22 protein-coding genes and 1 pseudogene are annotated in these 12,920 nt (G+C 60.3%); 2 read left to right on the top strand and 21 right to left on the bottom strand.

All coding sequences use genetic code 11. From position 1 onward, the window contains the following. Positions 1 to 240, bottom strand: a pseudogene (locus JYJ84_RS01555) (D-alanyl-D-alanine endopeptidase); the annotation flags it as partial. A gap of 34 nt (positions 241 to 274) precedes the next feature. Here JYJ84_RS01555 and JYJ84_RS01550 point away from each other — a divergent pair. Beyond that, positions 275 to 1,513 carry a hypothetical protein gene (locus JYJ84_RS01550; RefSeq protein WP_205182707.1) on the top strand — a complete coding sequence of 413 codons (1,239 nt, stop codon included), beginning with the start codon at positions 275 to 277 and terminating at the stop codon, positions 1,511 to 1,513. Positions 1,514 to 1,525: 12 nt separating this feature from the next. Here the strand turns inward: JYJ84_RS01550 and JYJ84_RS01545 are convergent, their stop codons facing one another. The 20 genes from JYJ84_RS01545 to JYJ84_RS01455 form a co-directional block, all read right to left on the bottom strand. Beyond that, positions 1,526 to 2,569, bottom strand: a complete 1,044-nt coding sequence (locus tag JYJ84_RS01545; protein ID WP_368041714.1) for a tyrosine-type recombinase/integrase — start codon at positions 2,567 to 2,569, stop codon at positions 1,526 to 1,528. Continuing rightward, positions 2,452 to 2,778 (bottom strand): helix-turn-helix domain-containing protein, encoded by a 327-nt coding sequence (locus tag JYJ84_RS38455; protein WP_368041713.1) that lies wholly within the window; start codon positions 2,776 to 2,778, stop codon positions 2,452 to 2,454. Before JYJ84_RS38455 ends, JYJ84_RS01545 begins: the two co-directional genes overlap by 118 nt. Further along, positions 2,775 to 3,011 (bottom strand): hypothetical protein, encoded by a 237-nt coding sequence (locus JYJ84_RS01540; protein WP_174963621.1) that lies wholly within the window; start codon positions 3,009 to 3,011, stop codon positions 2,775 to 2,777. Before JYJ84_RS01540 ends, JYJ84_RS38455 begins: the two co-directional genes overlap by 4 nt. Further along, entirely contained in the window at positions 3,008 to 3,247 is a 240-nt protein-coding gene (locus tag JYJ84_RS01535; RefSeq protein WP_174963623.1) for a hypothetical protein, read from the bottom strand. The genes JYJ84_RS01540 and JYJ84_RS01535 overlap by 4 nt, the downstream gene beginning before the upstream one ends. Continuing rightward, on the bottom strand, positions 3,244 to 3,639 hold the full coding sequence (locus JYJ84_RS01530) for a DUF4031 domain-containing protein (RefSeq protein WP_175017387.1): 396 nt from the start codon (positions 3,637 to 3,639) through the stop codon (positions 3,244 to 3,246). Before JYJ84_RS01530 ends, JYJ84_RS01535 begins: the two co-directional genes overlap by 4 nt. Then, positions 3,636 to 3,839 carry a hypothetical protein gene (locus JYJ84_RS01525; protein WP_174963627.1) on the bottom strand — a complete coding sequence of 68 codons (204 nt, stop codon included), beginning with the start codon at positions 3,837 to 3,839 and terminating at the stop codon, positions 3,636 to 3,638. Before JYJ84_RS01525 ends, JYJ84_RS01530 begins: the two co-directional genes overlap by 4 nt. Continuing rightward, entirely contained in the window at positions 3,833 to 4,453 is a 621-nt protein-coding gene (locus JYJ84_RS01520) for a hypothetical protein (protein ID WP_205182706.1), read from the bottom strand. The genes JYJ84_RS01525 and JYJ84_RS01520 overlap by 7 nt, the downstream gene beginning before the upstream one ends. Further along, on the bottom strand, positions 4,446 to 4,667 hold the full coding sequence (locus JYJ84_RS01515) for a hypothetical protein (RefSeq protein ID WP_205182704.1): 222 nt from the start codon (positions 4,665 to 4,667) through the stop codon (positions 4,446 to 4,448). Before JYJ84_RS01515 ends, JYJ84_RS01520 begins: the two co-directional genes overlap by 8 nt. Continuing rightward, positions 4,660 to 5,856, bottom strand: coding sequence for a hypothetical protein (locus JYJ84_RS01510; protein WP_205182702.1), 1,197 nt, complete (start codon positions 5,854 to 5,856; stop codon positions 4,660 to 4,662). Before JYJ84_RS01510 ends, JYJ84_RS01515 begins: the two co-directional genes overlap by 8 nt. Positions 5,857 to 5,865: 9 nt before the next feature. Then, entirely contained in the window at positions 5,866 to 6,303 is a 438-nt protein-coding gene (locus JYJ84_RS01505; protein WP_205182700.1) for a hypothetical protein, read from the bottom strand. A gap of 33 nt (positions 6,304 to 6,336) precedes the next feature. After that, positions 6,337 to 6,726, bottom strand: coding sequence for a hypothetical protein (locus tag JYJ84_RS01500; RefSeq protein WP_205169353.1), 390 nt, complete (start codon positions 6,724 to 6,726; stop codon positions 6,337 to 6,339). Between the two features lie 17 nt (positions 6,727 to 6,743). After that, on the bottom strand, positions 6,744 to 7,925 hold the full coding sequence (locus JYJ84_RS01495) for an RNA-directed DNA polymerase (RefSeq protein WP_205182713.1): 1,182 nt from the start codon (positions 7,923 to 7,925) through the stop codon (positions 6,744 to 6,746). Between the two features lie 145 nt (positions 7,926 to 8,070). Then, positions 8,071 to 8,436 carry a four helix bundle protein gene (locus JYJ84_RS01490; RefSeq protein WP_240201818.1) on the bottom strand — a complete coding sequence of 122 codons (366 nt, stop codon included), beginning with the start codon at positions 8,434 to 8,436 and terminating at the stop codon, positions 8,071 to 8,073. Between the two features lie 38 nt (positions 8,437 to 8,474). Further along, the gene (locus JYJ84_RS01485; protein WP_205182698.1) at positions 8,475 to 8,939 is read right to left on the bottom strand and encodes a DUF1566 domain-containing protein; all 465 of its coding nucleotides are present in this window, start codon (positions 8,937 to 8,939) and stop codon (positions 8,475 to 8,477) included. Positions 8,940 to 8,977: 38 nt separating this feature from the next. Beyond that, on the bottom strand, positions 8,978 to 9,334 hold the full coding sequence (locus JYJ84_RS01480) for a DUF1566 domain-containing protein (protein ID WP_205182695.1): 357 nt from the start codon (positions 9,332 to 9,334) through the stop codon (positions 8,978 to 8,980). Positions 9,335 to 9,491: 157 nt separating this feature from the next. Then, entirely contained in the window at positions 9,492 to 10,187 is a 696-nt protein-coding gene (locus tag JYJ84_RS01475; RefSeq protein WP_205182693.1) for a hypothetical protein, read from the bottom strand. Between the two features lie 160 nt (positions 10,188 to 10,347). Then, positions 10,348 to 10,557, bottom strand: a complete 210-nt coding sequence (locus JYJ84_RS01470; protein WP_205182717.1) for a hypothetical protein — start codon at positions 10,555 to 10,557, stop codon at positions 10,348 to 10,350. A gap of 523 nt (positions 10,558 to 11,080) precedes the next feature. Next, complete coding sequence (locus JYJ84_RS01465) at positions 11,081 to 11,257, bottom strand: hypothetical protein (RefSeq protein ID WP_205182691.1); 177 nt, start codon at positions 11,255 to 11,257, stop codon at positions 11,081 to 11,083. A 165-nt stretch (positions 11,258 to 11,422) separates the two neighbouring features. Then, positions 11,423 to 11,746 (bottom strand): hypothetical protein, encoded by a 324-nt coding sequence (locus JYJ84_RS01460; protein ID WP_205182689.1) that lies wholly within the window; start codon positions 11,744 to 11,746, stop codon positions 11,423 to 11,425. A gap of 97 nt (positions 11,747 to 11,843) precedes the next feature. Next, complete coding sequence (locus JYJ84_RS01455) at positions 11,844 to 12,536, bottom strand: XRE family transcriptional regulator (protein WP_205182687.1); 693 nt, start codon at positions 12,534 to 12,536, stop codon at positions 11,844 to 11,846. Between the two features lie 70 nt (positions 12,537 to 12,606). Between JYJ84_RS01455 and JYJ84_RS38450 the strand changes: the two genes are divergently transcribed. After that, entirely contained in the window at positions 12,607 to 12,873 is a 267-nt protein-coding gene (locus JYJ84_RS38450) for a helix-turn-helix domain-containing protein (protein WP_205182685.1), read from the top strand. Positions 12,874 to 12,920: the final 47 nt, after the last annotated feature.

Here is a 12,920-nt window from a genome sequence, read left to right as displayed (position 1 = left end):
GACCGCGTGATGCTTCACGCGCGGGCGGCGGTGCTTGACGGCCTTCTGTTTGCGCTGCGCGGGCTTTTTCCTGGCGGCTTGCTTGACGACCTTTTTCGCATGCGGCTGCGCGTGCGCTGCGCGCTGCGGCGACTGACGTTGTGCGGACGATGCGTTCGTCGAGAAGGCGAGCATCAGCATCGACAGGGCGACGAGCAGGGTGGTCCGGGCGAGAGGCAGGCGCGCGATGAGGCCGGTCAAGCGAAAGTCTCCTTTTCACGCGTGGCGAGGCTGCGTGAAATGCGTGGGCGGTCAGCGGGATGCGGAAAATTATACGGTCGATCGCGCGAAGATGACGATTCGTTTACGCATGGAGCGACGATTCGCACGCTGGTGCTCGTCATGGCGCGTCGCGCCGTGCACGCGTGCCGCCCCACCGCGCATGCGTGACAAACGGTGGCTGCGTCGGCAAGATGCCGGGGCCACCTTTCAGGAGCTTCCCGTGTCCGCGCGCCCGCATGATTTGACCGTGTCGCCGTATGCGTCGATCGACAGCCTTGGCGAGACGGACGATCTCGTGGCCTTCAACGTGGGGCCGGACGATGCCGTCTACATGGTGTTCGCGCTGGAGCCGCTCGATTATCGAACCGAGGGGGCCGGCGGCGCGTCGTTTCCGAAAACGATGCCATCGACGTCGCAGCGGTATCGCGCGATGGCCTGGCACGGCGGCGAGGTTCGCATGGACTGCGTGATCGACAACGAGCCGTTCAATATTCACGACGTCCAGCCTGTCGGCGACGATCTGCTGCTGGTTTGCTGCCGGTCCGTCCGCCGCGGAGACGATGATTTCGACCTGAACGGGCGTTTCTATCGGCGCGACGGCACGCCGTGCGGCGCAATCCTGCTTGGCGACGGCATCGAGGCCGTGCAGGCCACGGCTGCCGGGGATATCTGGACGTCCTATTTCGACGAGGGCGTGTACGGCAATCTCGGCTGGAATTCGCCGGTCGGCGAATCCGGGTTGGTCGCGTGGAGCCGGGCCGGTGAGCAGCGCTATGCGTTTGCTCCGTCGCCGGGGTTCGGCCCGATCGACTGCTGTTACGCGCTCAACGTTCCGAACGACCGGGACGCGTGGATCTACTACTACAACACATTCGCGCTCGTCCGCGTGCGTGACCGGCAAACAGTCTGGTCATCGCGCATGCCGGTCAACGGCAGCTACGCGTTCGCGGTCATGGAGGATGCGACGCGGCACGACGGCTACTTGGCGCTGTTCTGCGGCTCGTATCAGGAACGCGACATGTTGTACCTGGTGCGTATCGATGGCGGTGGCGATGCTCGATTGGTGCGCACGTATCGCTTGCAGCGCAATGGTGCCGAACCGGTCGGAATCGCGCGAATGACTGGCCGCGGCCAAGTGCTTCATGCGGTCGGTACGGACGGTAACCTCTATCGGATCGATCGTCATCGACATGTATCAAATTGCCCGAGACAGATTGTGATGCTCAAAACTCTAATGCCTTTCTGGGTATAGCTTTGCGGTCGATCATGACGCCATGCGCTCAAGCTCTGTGCGCGGTTCGGTCACACCTTGTGACCAGACTGTGACCGACTCGGCGTGCAGCGCCAAGTGGTCCGGCGCGAGGTGCGCATATCGGAGCACCATGTCATAACTCGACCATCCGCCAAGCTCCTTCAACCGCTCAAGCGGCGTGCCATTTTGAACGTGCCAGCTCGCCCAGGTGTGGCGGACATCGTGGAATCGGAAGTTCTCGATGTTTGCCCGCGCACACGCGGAGAGCCACTGCTCACGGTCCCACGACTTGATTCGCTTGCCGTTGCGGACGAACACGAACCGCTGATGCTTCCCGAGCTGCTGGCGGATCAGATCGATGGCCTCGCTGTTGAGCGGGACACCAATCGGCTTGCCAGCTTTCGCCTGATCGGGATGGATCCATGCGCGACGTGCCACCAGATCGATCTGCGACCATTCGAGCCCCAGGATATTGGCCTGCCTTAGCCCAGTCGCAAAGCCAAAGGCGGCAATATCCCGCATCCAGTCACGATTGATCGAGCGCAGTAGCCGCTGCGCCTCCTCTTTCGTGATCCAGCGAATCCGCTTGTTGGATTCCTTGATGCATTTCAGTATCGGGGCCCGATCGATCCATTCCCACCTTACTGCCGCGTTCAGCATCCCGCGGATGGTTGCAAGATACCGATTTCGCGTTGCTACAGAGGCCGGCTTGTCTTGCTTCCACCGGCCACACTTTTCCGGGAGAGCGCCCATGATTTCGGCCGAGGTCAGGGTGTCGATCTGCCGCCCCTGAAAATACGCGCCGAAGTGTCGTAGGTGGCCCACGAAATTGACGTAATTCCGTTTCGGGACCTGCTCTTTGAGGTATCTCACGACGGCTTGTTCGTAGACGTAGCGGCACCGCTCACCGAGCTTGTGCACCCGCCACATTTCCGATCTCACCTTGTCGCGATACTCCTCAGCTTCCTTCCGGTCGGAAGTCCCACAAGAGCGGCGTATTCTTTCACCGCTTGGCGTGCGGAGATCGAGGTAATAGACGCCGCCGCGCTTTCGGATGGACATACTTCCTCCTGTGCCGTCCGCGCCGGTCGGTCGGAATTGTAACCGGACGATGCAGATCTCAAAATTTCTGGCCAGATGCGCCAGACCCCGCCGATCTTGAAGAACCCGAGCGACTTTCGATTCGCATAGACCGTCGAATACGAAACCGCGAGCAGCTCGGCCGCCTCTTTCAGGGTTAGCGCCCTCTGAATTGCTTCGCTCATAAGTCGATGTCCACGTATTTGGTGACAAAGCGCGCAGCTTCGCTGTGGTGACGGCGGTAGATGACGCGAATGCCGCCGCCGAGGTCGAGCGCCCGGCCGCGTCCGTTGTCGTCGTTCAACTCGGCCTGGTGGTCGCAGCAGACCGATCGCAACGTGACGGCGAGTGCCACCGGGTCGTCGATCAGCCGCAGCAGGAAGTCGTGGTTGATCTCGATGATGGTTCGCGTGCTCATCTGACCGCCTGCAGGTAGGCGGTCAGTCGATCGACGTATTCTTCGTGCGTCGGATGGTCGGAGACGACCAGCGTGCAATGGTGGCTGGTGTAGACGCCACCGCCGATCGACCGTACCGGCATTTCGCCGGCCGCGATGAGCGCAGCCATATCGGTCAGCGCGTCCGCCAGGTTCTGGGGCGTGTCTGCCTGGATGACCGCCTCGAACTGGACGGCGCGTTTCGGGGCTTCGCTCATGATTGAGGCTCCGTGGTTTTCTGGGTGTCGGCCGCGGCGATCCGTGCCTCGCGGCGCCCCGCGATGAATTGCTCGAGCCATTCGACTGCGTCGTCGGGCGAGCCGAGCGCGCCGGTGACGCGGCGGCGCTTGTTCATTGCGCCGCACTGTCGATAGGTAACCGTAATGGCGCCAGCGGCGATCGCGGCGGCGCGCTTGCTGATCGCGATGTCGAAGTGCTCATCGCGCGTGCCGGGGTGCTGAATCCATTTTGGGTTGACGCCGATCTCGCGCACCATGGCGAGAAGCTCGTCTGTGGTGTCGGCGATGAGGTGCGACATCTTCATCGTGCGCTGGCCGACCTTGATCTGGCCGATTTCATACCGGTACATGTCGTCGACGTAGACGGTCACTGGCCTTCTCCTGCGCGTGCGCATTGCGCGCTCGTGTTCGTGCTGCGCGGGCAAAGCCACGCATCCTTCGGCCCGCGTGCGCCGCACTGCGCGCATTCGGCCTGCCCGGCTGGCGATGCCAGCTCCGGGTACAGACTGGCACGCAAGTGCGCCGGCAGCCCGGCCGCGCGGATGGCGAACACTTCGATGTCGGTCAGCATTGGCCTTCTCCTGCGCGGGCGGCGTCGATGACAGCCTTCCCGAGATCCGTATTGAAATAGCACGTGGTCGGGAACTCGCCGAAGTCTGTGCACGAGCAGTTTTCACCGCACGGGGATTCCACGCGCCGCTCTTCGATCAAGCCGCACTGCTCGGCGTAGGCTTGGAGTTCCCCGCCATCAACGTCACCGGGATAGCCGCCGTTTCGATGGTCTTTCAGCACTAGGCCGGCGAAGCGCTTGAGTTTCGCGACGTCGTCATCCGTCACCTCGGCGCGCGGCTCCGGCTCGACGGGATGCGCGGTCAGCACGTCGAGCAATCCATTCGCAATCTCGACATCTTCGGGTCCGCGGCCGCGCAACCGCTCCTCGGCACGCTCGATCTTGTCTCGGTGGTCGTCGGTGAGGTGCGCGCGCGGCTCCGGCTGCTGCGCGGCGAGGAGGGCGGTCAAGCGCCCGAGCAGGCGAAGTTCGGCGTCGTAGAACGCTTTGTCATCTGCATCGGGCCACTCGCCGTCGATCGAGCATCCGGCTTTCAGTGCATCGGCGCTACGCGAAATGCTCTGGCAGGCGTCCATGATCGTGGCGCGCGCATCAGCGGTCAGCGTCTTATTCATGCTTGGCTCCCTCAATCCGCTCGCGCTTGTAGTACGTGTTGTTCCCGCATTTCGGGCACACGAGCTGTTTGATGCCGAGCTTCGAGGAATAGCCCTTCGCAGGGCCGCCATCGACGAGATCAGAATGCATACCTTTCCAGCCGCACTTCCGCGTCTTCGAACACTCGATCGGGATGTCGTGTTCGCTGGCGGGCGTATTGTTGATGTCAGGCATGCTTGGCTCCTTCGAGAAGGGCGTCGATCTTCGAGAACAGGTCGATGACGCGCGTCGGCGGGTCGTTTTCCCACTCGACCCGGGCCAGTTCCTCCCGCGCCTGACGCAGCGCATCCGTCAGACCCGCATCCCGCGTAGCGAGAGCGGCGTCGACGATTTCCTGCACTTTGACGTGTCCGAAATAGACCGCGTTCGCCTCCAACACCTTTCTGACCGCCGTGATGGCGTCCGTCGGCCTCATCCGAGTGGCGACCTGCGCGGGCGGGGCGGTGTAGAGCGGGCTCACTTCATGGTGCACGGAGACGCGCGAGATCTTGCTGAGATCGGTTGTCGCATGCCAGCCGGTCGGGGTGAGATAGCGCCACGCCACTGGTTCCACCGCCTCTTGCCCCGCTGCCGCTGCATCTGCGGAGGGAGGCGTAGGAGCGGCGGCGAGCATAGCCGCATAAAGTTCGGCAGTCGTTTTGCGCGCCCTGGCTGCTATCGATGCTGCGTGCAACATATTGCCTGTAGGAGCGACCGGTACGAGCTTCCACCCCTCCGACACCGCTCCCGCCACCTCAGTGCGAGGGGCGCGGGACAGGGTAGTCACAGCGCACGGCTCGAACTCGTAGCTGTCCTCGTGAACCTCCAGCTCGCCAGTCGTGTGCGTGACGACGCCCGAAACGATCCCCTCGACCTCCGTGGGCCATTCCTGATCGTGCATCGCGTCTCGGCGATATTCCGCAATTGCCTCGCGGTGCGCTGCATCGCGCTCGGCGTCGGTGTCGTAGAACTCGACGTGGCCGCCGGCCCGGTCGTAGACGAAATAGCCGTCCGTCGTCGGAAACGCCCGCTCATCCGCCCCATTGCCCGTGCCTTCGAGCGGGGCGGCCCATGGCCTACCGAGCGCTTTCCAGATTGCGACGATGCTGGCGCGGGTGACGCCGTGGCCGTATTCGTATCGAGCGACATCCATCGCTGCATCGATCAGGTGTCGCGGCGGCTCAGTTCCGGCCGGCGCTGCTTCGTGCTGCTCGACATCGTAGCCATCGAACGCGTGTGCGATGAATTCGGTCAGGATGAAGCGGTCTTCGTCGTTCGGCTCGCGCGAGTCGTTGTTCTCGCCGACGATCTCAAACGTTTCGATCGCGGCGAGCGCTTCTTGCGCGGTCAGCGCATCAGCGCGGCTATTGTCGGTGGTGGTCATGTGTGGTCCTCACAATGTGGCTTTCGCGCGCTCGCGCACTTCATCGCGACGGTCGTTGCGCTCGCGGCGCTGTTCGTCTTCATCCTTGGGCGGCTCGATCGGTTTCGGCTGTCGCGCTTCGTATTGCTGAAGAAGCCATTTCCGGTTTTCTTCGAGCTGCTCGCGCTGTTCGGCAGTCGGTTCGTCGGACTCTTCCGGAATCAGCCGGACGATCCCGCGCAGTTTCATTTCGCGGATCTTTGTCTCGACGCGCACGAGGTCTTCTTTCGCGAAGCCGATCGCGCCGTAGTAACGTTGCTCGGGCGTCTTGTCAGTCGGGTCGAGCAGCTTGCGATTGAGGGCGCGTGACAGCCGATCCATGTACGTCCAGTGCGGATCGTTGTGCGTGCAGCAGTTGCAATCCTTCGGGAGCGTCACGATTTCGCCGGTAGCAAGTTCAGCTTTCATCGTCATCCTCAATTAGTAGGGAAGAAGCCGGCGTTACTGAACGGAGACATCCGGAACAATCACGGATGGCTTGAACACCACTTTGTAGTGGTACGTGCTGGCCGCCGCCGAATCGAGCTGCTCGATGAAGTACGTCACGTTGTTGGACAGACCGAGGAAGTGCTTTTTATAGCTGTTTGGGCCTGTCTTGCAGATGATCGCGAGCTTCGAATCGGTGCTTGAGTTGTCCTTGGAGCAGAGGCCTTCTATCGTGAGGATGTAGTCGCCGGTGAAGCCGTTGTAAAAAACGATTCGGCGATTGATCTGGAAGTTGTCAGCGGCAGTCGACAGGTTCTGCGAGGCGACATCGGCATCGTTGGTGCAGGCCCCGAGAAGGGACGTGAAAGAGATTGCAGCGGAAAAGAGAAGACGTGAGAGCGTCATGGTGGTCAATCCTCAAATCAGAAGGTCTTGGTGAGATCGCGGTCAACCGCTTTGCCGAGAGATCGAATAAGGTTCGCGAGGTAGACGCGGTCCTGGTGGCTGGCGGTCGCTTGGCGAAGCAGGCCGAAATACGAATTAGCAACTTGCATCAGGTCGCTGGGCGATGTTTCTGCAACTCGGCGCAATGCTTCGTTGCGCGTGCGCTTCCGCGTTTCGCGACGCCACGGCTTGATGACCTGGCCAACGAAGTCGACGCCACGATGGATCGGCTGCAGGATGGTTTTGCGCGGGTTGATACGGGTGCCGAGTCGAGCCGGGAGGAACGCCGTCACGTCGGCGAGGATCTCGTTCAATCGTTCCGGCGACTCGTGCAGAAAAACGAAATCGTCGACATACCGGACGTAGTGCCGCGCGCCGAGCAGGTGCTTTGCGCGCTGATCGAGCACGTCGAGGTAGACGTTCGCGAAGAACTGGCTCGACAGATTCCCGATCGGCAATCCGAGATGCGGCGATTGGTCCAGTAGCCGTTTATGTGGCGGGACGAGATCCATCATGTCCGGATCGCCGTGGTATACGTAATCGGCCCGAGGATCGTGCATCAGTACGGTTTCGGTCAGCGATCGCCAGAAGGGCTCGGGTATCTTCGCGAGCAACAGGTCGAGCAAAATTCGTTTGTCGATGCTGACGAAAAAGTTTGCGAGATCGCACTTTAGGTAGAACGCACGCCTCGACCAGTTCTGCGTGACCGAGCGCACTTTCGCTTCTAGGCGCTCGGCGGCGTATAACGTGCCTCGGCCCTTGATACAGGCGCATGAATCGGCGATGAAGCTACGTTCGAAGCGCGGGCCGATCCGGTTGTAAAGCAGGTGATGAACGATGCGATCGCGAAACTCAGCTGCCCAAACTTCGCGCGGCTTCGGGCGCGTGATGACGAAGCAGACTGAACGCCCTGGCCGGTAGCTGCCGTTGGCAAGTTCATCATGCAAACGCGCCAGGTTGCACTCGAGATTTGACTCGAAGGCTAGGGCACTAGCGGTGTTGCGTTTTGTTCGCCGGCAATCGCGATATGCCGCGACGAGCTCGGCGCCAGAGAATCCATCTTGCCGCTCGATCCAATCTGCTGACGGCGACCCCGCGGAGCTCGACGCTCTTGTGGTTGTTGTTCTGGTTGCCGTTGTTGTAGTTCTGGTACCAGGCATAGGCGGACCTATCGTGCTATCTACGTCGCTCTGCCGAAGGCCCTCGCCGATCAGCGGAGAAACTGCGCTGGACCTATCCGCACGCAGGCGGACGGTATCCTCATTGCGCATGGCGGTGGCCTTGTGGGCCAGCGGCACGACCAGATTAAATCGGCGCTCTGTCATGGCGGCGTGACCCTCCACGAGACTGGCGATGTGCGGCCCATTCCCTCCACTTCACAGCCTGCTTCGCGATGCTCTCGGTAAGGCGGATCACGGCCCAATACTGACGATCCGTGATTTCCTTCATATCCCACGAGAGCCGAAACAGCATTTCGACGAGCTTGACGCGTTCGATCAGCATCGAAATGTGCGGGACCTTGTCATCGGCAACATTCGCCCGATAGACGAGGAGCAGCAGCTTTTTCGTTTCATCGACAATTTCTTCGCCGATGAGCCGCTTGAAAGAACGTTCCATGTTCTTGACCATGCCGGTGACCTTCGTAAGAAGGTCATAGCCGGTCTTGTACACGTCGAGCTCGGTGTGGAGGGCCATGGTGGATTAAATGATTAAATTACCGAAGGAATGAATCTGCTGACGGCGACCCCGCGGAGCTCGACGCTCTTGTGGCTGAGGCCCTGGAGGCCGCCGTAGTAGTTCTGGGACCAGGCATAGGCGGAGTCGTCCTCGCGCTCTTCTTCGAGCCACATGCTGCCCTCGGCGCAGAACTCGGGAAATGCAGCCTGCAGGAGTCGCCCTTCGCGGCGATTCGGGGTCTTCAGGCCGCGGCCGGCCGTATAGGCCTTCACGCTGTCGTGCGAGCCGCTTTCTTCGCCGGCATGCAGGATCAGGTAGTAGTCGATCGACCCATCGTCCTTCAGGATCGGGCCCGCGACGCGGGCGCCGGCCGGCAGCGGAATCACCGTGCGTTCGATGACGTACTCGGTTGCCGTCGACTGCTTTTCGTACTGATCGATCAGCGCGCCGAACCGCGCATGCTCGCTCTTGAGCTGTTCCAACGTCACGTCCGACATGAAATCTCTCCGGGTAGTGAATCGAATGAGTGAATGAATCAAGCAGTGAATCTGCTGACGGCGACCCCGCGGAGCGCGACGCTCTTGCGGTCGTCGTACTGGTCGCCGTAGCCGTAGTTCTGGCACCAGGCAGAGGCGGAATCCCATTCGCAGATCTCGTCGGTCCAGTAACCGGCCGGCTTCACGAGGTCGCGATGCTCGTTGTAGATGATCAGCGCTTCGATGCGGTTGATGAGGACGCCGCCGACGCTCTTCGCCCATTCGCGCTGCAGCTCGAGCGGCAGGCGCTCATCATTCACGGCGATGACGACTGAGTGTTCGACGTCACCGTTCTTGTTGACGTGGCCATAGAGATAGGTATGACCTTCTGCGGCCGGGGGAAGCTGGATCTGCATGGGATCTCCAGAAAAGGAGCGGGCGCCGCTCTGGACGCCCGCAAAGTGCTACTGCCAAGAAGAGGGAAATCGAAAAGAGCAGGCGCTATTCAAGCCGCCCACAAAAAGCCACGCATCCGAGGCAACGGAATTTGCGCGGCTTGTGGTAGCGGGGGAGTCAGTAATCTCCATGGCCGGGATACGACGTATCGATGTCGTCGACGTCGCAATCAATGACGAGCTTCGTACCGGCTGCGTAGAGTTGGAACAGCTTCCGTTCGAAACCGTAAATCGGCCCGATGAAGAGCGCATTCTTCGGGTCGATCTCGTTGATCCTGACGCTGTACACGCGCCCGTCCATCGTGTCGATTCGCCACGGGCACCGATACCGGTCGATTCCGGCTTCCTTGTCGAGCCCGATATGGGTGAATGACCCCTCGGTATCCACCGTCAACGTGATTCGGTCGGGCAAGTCGCACGAGCAGGAATATGACTGCTTCTCGGCCTGAAATTTGATGAAGTCCGCAACCAGCTCGGACAGTTTGATTTCTTCCGGAGCAGGAGCGAGAAGTTCGTCGAGCTGCGTCGCCACGTGCCTTTCGATCTGCTCATTCAGACCTTCTTCGACACGCTTCCGAATGATCTTGAGGATCAGGTCGTTGTATCCGGGGAGGCCGAGCTTCGAGAAATCGACCTGGACAGCTTTCTTGACGTGTTCGCTCAGTTGCTTGCCGAATTCCGAATAGCTTTGCAGCTCGTCGTTGACGATCGACGTGATGGTTTTCGTCAGCTTCTCTTCGATGGCTTTCTCGATGGTGCCGGAGGTGACGATGTTCGAAAATGCGTTCGAGACGGCTTGCTCAAGCTCTTTCATGGGCTTTCCCGTAAGTGAGTGATGCTGAAGTGGTCGCGATGCGCCGCGCGTTAAGTGCGCTGTGCGACTGGTGCGCGCTCGATGCGATCGGAGTCTTGTTGCAGAATGGATTGCAGGCAGAGGAATACGATGATGGCCGCGAGCGCACCGAGCCAGATTTTCACCAGGGCCACGTAAGAACCCCCGCACGGAACGCGACGCAGAGGAACCAGACACCCCCCGCGCCGATACCGCAGCCGATGGCCCACAGGCCGCCCTTGAAGACGTAGCTGTGAATCTCATCGCAGGCGCCGAGCAGCTCGTTGTCGGTCGTGCCAATCAAAACAAGCGATCGCTTGTTTTTGTGAATTACAGGCTGCAGGCTGTTCACGGGATTCTCCGCAATAGGTTAGTGCCGGTGGTGTTCGTCGTCGTTCATGCGCTCGACTCCGCGAAGAATCGCGATGCCAAGGACGATGAAGACGGCCGCCACGCCGATCAGAAACTTTTCCATGTGAGGATTCCTAATTTAAGTGTCGAAACACGGAACCCGGTCCGAGACTGCGCTCAAGGAATGGCACTGAATGGCAATGCCATTCGATCAGCGCAGTCGAAACTTTCAAGGGCGCGCACTCGGTGTGGTGCGAGCACAGCGTCGGTAGGTAGATGCGGGGGATCCGCGGCCGAATGCGCGCTCTTGAAAGCTGTGTCTCCCGCACTTCGACAAGCTGTCATGCGGCGGGCGGGCGGGGCATGTATGCGACAGGGCGGAGCCCAGGCAACTTTTATCCCAGCAGTCAGGTTAAAGAACGTCCGCCGAAGCGGATGCGCCCAATGGCGCGGTCATCATCAGTGCACGCATCACGTGCAGACAGCGGGCCGTTGCTACATCTGCCTCCCGCCGTTTCGACCTGCTACGCGGTGAGGGCGCTTTCGCTCCACCACGATTCGGTCGCTCGCCCATCGCCGGCCTTGTAGCGGATGAGGTAGGCATCCTCCGTATGCGAATATTCCGCACGGCCAATGACCTTGCCGGTTTCACCGCTGGCGGCGATCTTGACGGTATCGTCCAAACCAAACTTGAAGCCCATTTCGTTTCCCTCGGGTTCGTAGAGATCCCCTCTCGGGGCGGTGGCGCAGCGATCTGTGCTGCGTTGGATTAAATATTAGTAACCTAATACATCCGTGTCAATAGGAAACTAATTATTTCGTGCGCGCCTCGTGCCCCGCTTGGTCTGGGCGGTTCTAAGAAGCTTCTATCGGAGGAGATTCACGAAATCTGAGATGCGCTTGCGGTAGGCTCGGTCGAGGCATCGCACATTCTGAGCGCAGCGGTTTCTCGCTTCGAGCCATTTGCCTTGGGCTTGAGGGGAGGCGACCGCATTCGCCGAATTAGCCACAGCCGCCCGATAGCCGACCTGCATCACACCGGACAGGTAAGACAACTCAGGATTGTGGCAGACGACCCACTCTGATGGATTGTCGCCATTCGGGCAAGTAATTCCGGGCGCAAGATCGAATCGCTCGTCGAGGGGCAAACCGAGCATCCCGACATATCGGAAAAACTCCTCGCGCATCATCACTCGCTGCTGATCGATCGTAAGGGGCGCCGCGGGCCCAGCCAAGGCTAGTATCGAGAGTCCGAAGATGCACTGACGGATCCTGAGCATTGAAAGACTACATGCGCTGTTTGATTTTTCTGGCTGGAACTGGGTGCGCGACATAATACATCCAGGTGATTTCTTCTGGTTGGTACGTATAGGTCGCCTGTTCCGCATAGCTTCCGAGGCGGACGCCGCCGCGTCGAGAAAGCAGCCGCTTCAGCATCGTTTCGCCCGTGGCTAGACGTACAAGCACGTCATCCTCGATCTCTGGCTCCGTTCCCGGCTCAACGAGGGCGAACTCGCCAGGGTTAAATCTCGGCGCCATTGATCCACCAACCACCGGAGCAAGGAAGGCGTGCGGGTCGCTGGTGGCAATTTCTGCATATTCGTCCGTAGCGCCCACTGGATAGTCCCCGTCAGTCCAAATTCTTTCCGGCAAGCCGCCTTGTGCTCGCCCGACAACAAACACAGATCGAAAGTTGTCAGTATTGACAGGATACTGCAAAAGGGACGGATGGCCAGATTCGGCAGCGGCATTTTGTGCGACGACGGTCTTCCGGGACGGGTCTCCGGTCCCGGTTTCCAGCCAGTCAACTGACACGTTGAGAACGCGCGCCAAAGCGGCAATGTGTTTAGTGCCCTGATTCTTCCCTGACTCGATTTGCGCAATGAGACCTTGCGAAACGCCTACGGCTCGCGCGAGGGATTCTTGCGAGAGCTGGGCATCGATGCGGAGTTGACGGACTCTGGACCCGATCGTTTTCATGGGCGAAGGATATTAGAAAACTCTATTAGTTTGCTCTTGACGTGGCCCATTAGGATGCTAATATTGGCGCATGAACTGGAAATCAATGATCCGCGAGCTGCTCGACGCCGGCCTCACCCAGAGGGAGATTGCTGATGCTATCGGTGTCACGCAGTCGACTGTAAGCCAGGTGCTCGGTGGAAAGTCTGGAAACCAGCGCGGATTCCGATTCGAGCCGGGACAGCGCCTTGTCGAACTCCATCGGCGAACGTGCGGCACTCCAATGGAGAACTCGTCCGATTCTTCCGACGATGTCCAACCGCCGGCCGGAACGCCGGATCGAAAGGAGGGCGATTGATGCAGCGCCGCTTTGTTACGAAGCGCGGAAGCCGACGGTTTCGCGGA

It is taken from the genome of Burkholderia sp. LMG 13014, from assembly GCF_905232215.1.
Taxonomy (GTDB): domain Bacteria; phylum Pseudomonadota; class Gammaproteobacteria; order Burkholderiales; family Burkholderiaceae; genus Burkholderia.
This window is presented reverse-complemented; position numbering and strand designations above follow the sequence as displayed.

Excerpts from the sequence above, each read along its gene's own strand:
- JYJ84_RS38455 (WP_368041713.1), bottom strand. The coding sequence starts at position 2,778 with ATGAGCGAAGCAATTCAGAGGGCGCTAACCCTGAAAGAGGCGGCCGAG.
- JYJ84_RS01540 (WP_174963621.1), bottom strand. The coding sequence starts at position 3,011 with ATGAGCACGCGAACCATCATCGAGATCAACCACGACTTCCTGCTGCGG.
- JYJ84_RS01535 (WP_174963623.1), bottom strand. The coding sequence starts at position 3,247 with ATGAGCGAAGCCCCGAAACGCGCCGTCCAGTTCGAGGCGGTCATCCAG.
- JYJ84_RS01525 (WP_174963627.1), bottom strand. The coding sequence starts at position 3,839 with ATGCTGACCGACATCGAAGTGTTCGCCATCCGCGCGGCCGGGCTGCCG.
- JYJ84_RS01520 (WP_205182706.1), bottom strand. The coding sequence starts at position 4,453 with ATGAATAAGACGCTGACCGCTGATGCGCGCGCCACGATCATGGACGCC.
- JYJ84_RS01515 (WP_205182704.1), bottom strand. The coding sequence starts at position 4,667 with ATGCCTGACATCAACAATACGCCCGCCAGCGAACACGACATCCCGATC.
- JYJ84_RS01510 (WP_205182702.1), bottom strand. The coding sequence starts at position 5,856 with ATGACCACCACCGACAATAGCCGCGCTGATGCGCTGACCGCGCAAGAA.
- JYJ84_RS01505 (WP_205182700.1), bottom strand. The coding sequence starts at position 6,303 with ATGAAAGCTGAACTTGCTACCGGCGAAATCGTGACGCTCCCGAAGGAT.
- JYJ84_RS01500 (WP_205169353.1), bottom strand. The coding sequence starts at position 6,726 with ATGACGCTCTCACGTCTTCTCTTTTCCGCTGCAATCTCTTTCACGTCC.
- JYJ84_RS01495 (WP_205182713.1), bottom strand. The coding sequence starts at position 7,925 with ATGCCTGGTACCAGAACTACAACAACGGCAACCAGAACAACAACCACA.
- JYJ84_RS01485 (WP_205182698.1), bottom strand. The coding sequence starts at position 8,939 with ATGTCGGACGTGACGTTGGAACAGCTCAAGAGCGAGCATGCGCGGTTC.
- JYJ84_RS01480 (WP_205182695.1), bottom strand. The coding sequence starts at position 9,334 with ATGCAGATCCAGCTTCCCCCGGCCGCAGAAGGTCATACCTATCTCTAT.
- JYJ84_RS01475 (WP_205182693.1), bottom strand. The coding sequence starts at position 10,187 with ATGAAAGAGCTTGAGCAAGCCGTCTCGAACGCATTTTCGAACATCGTC.
- JYJ84_RS01465 (WP_205182691.1), bottom strand. The coding sequence starts at position 11,257 with ATGGGCTTCAAGTTTGGTTTGGACGATACCGTCAAGATCGCCGCCAGC.
- JYJ84_RS01460 (WP_205182689.1), bottom strand. The coding sequence starts at position 11,746 with ATGATGCGCGAGGAGTTTTTCCGATATGTCGGGATGCTCGGTTTGCCC.
- JYJ84_RS01455 (WP_205182687.1), bottom strand. The coding sequence starts at position 12,536 with ATGAAAACGATCGGGTCCAGAGTCCGTCAACTCCGCATCGATGCCCAG.
- JYJ84_RS38450 (WP_205182685.1), top strand. The coding sequence starts at position 12,607 with ATGAACTGGAAATCAATGATCCGCGAGCTGCTCGACGCCGGCCTCACC.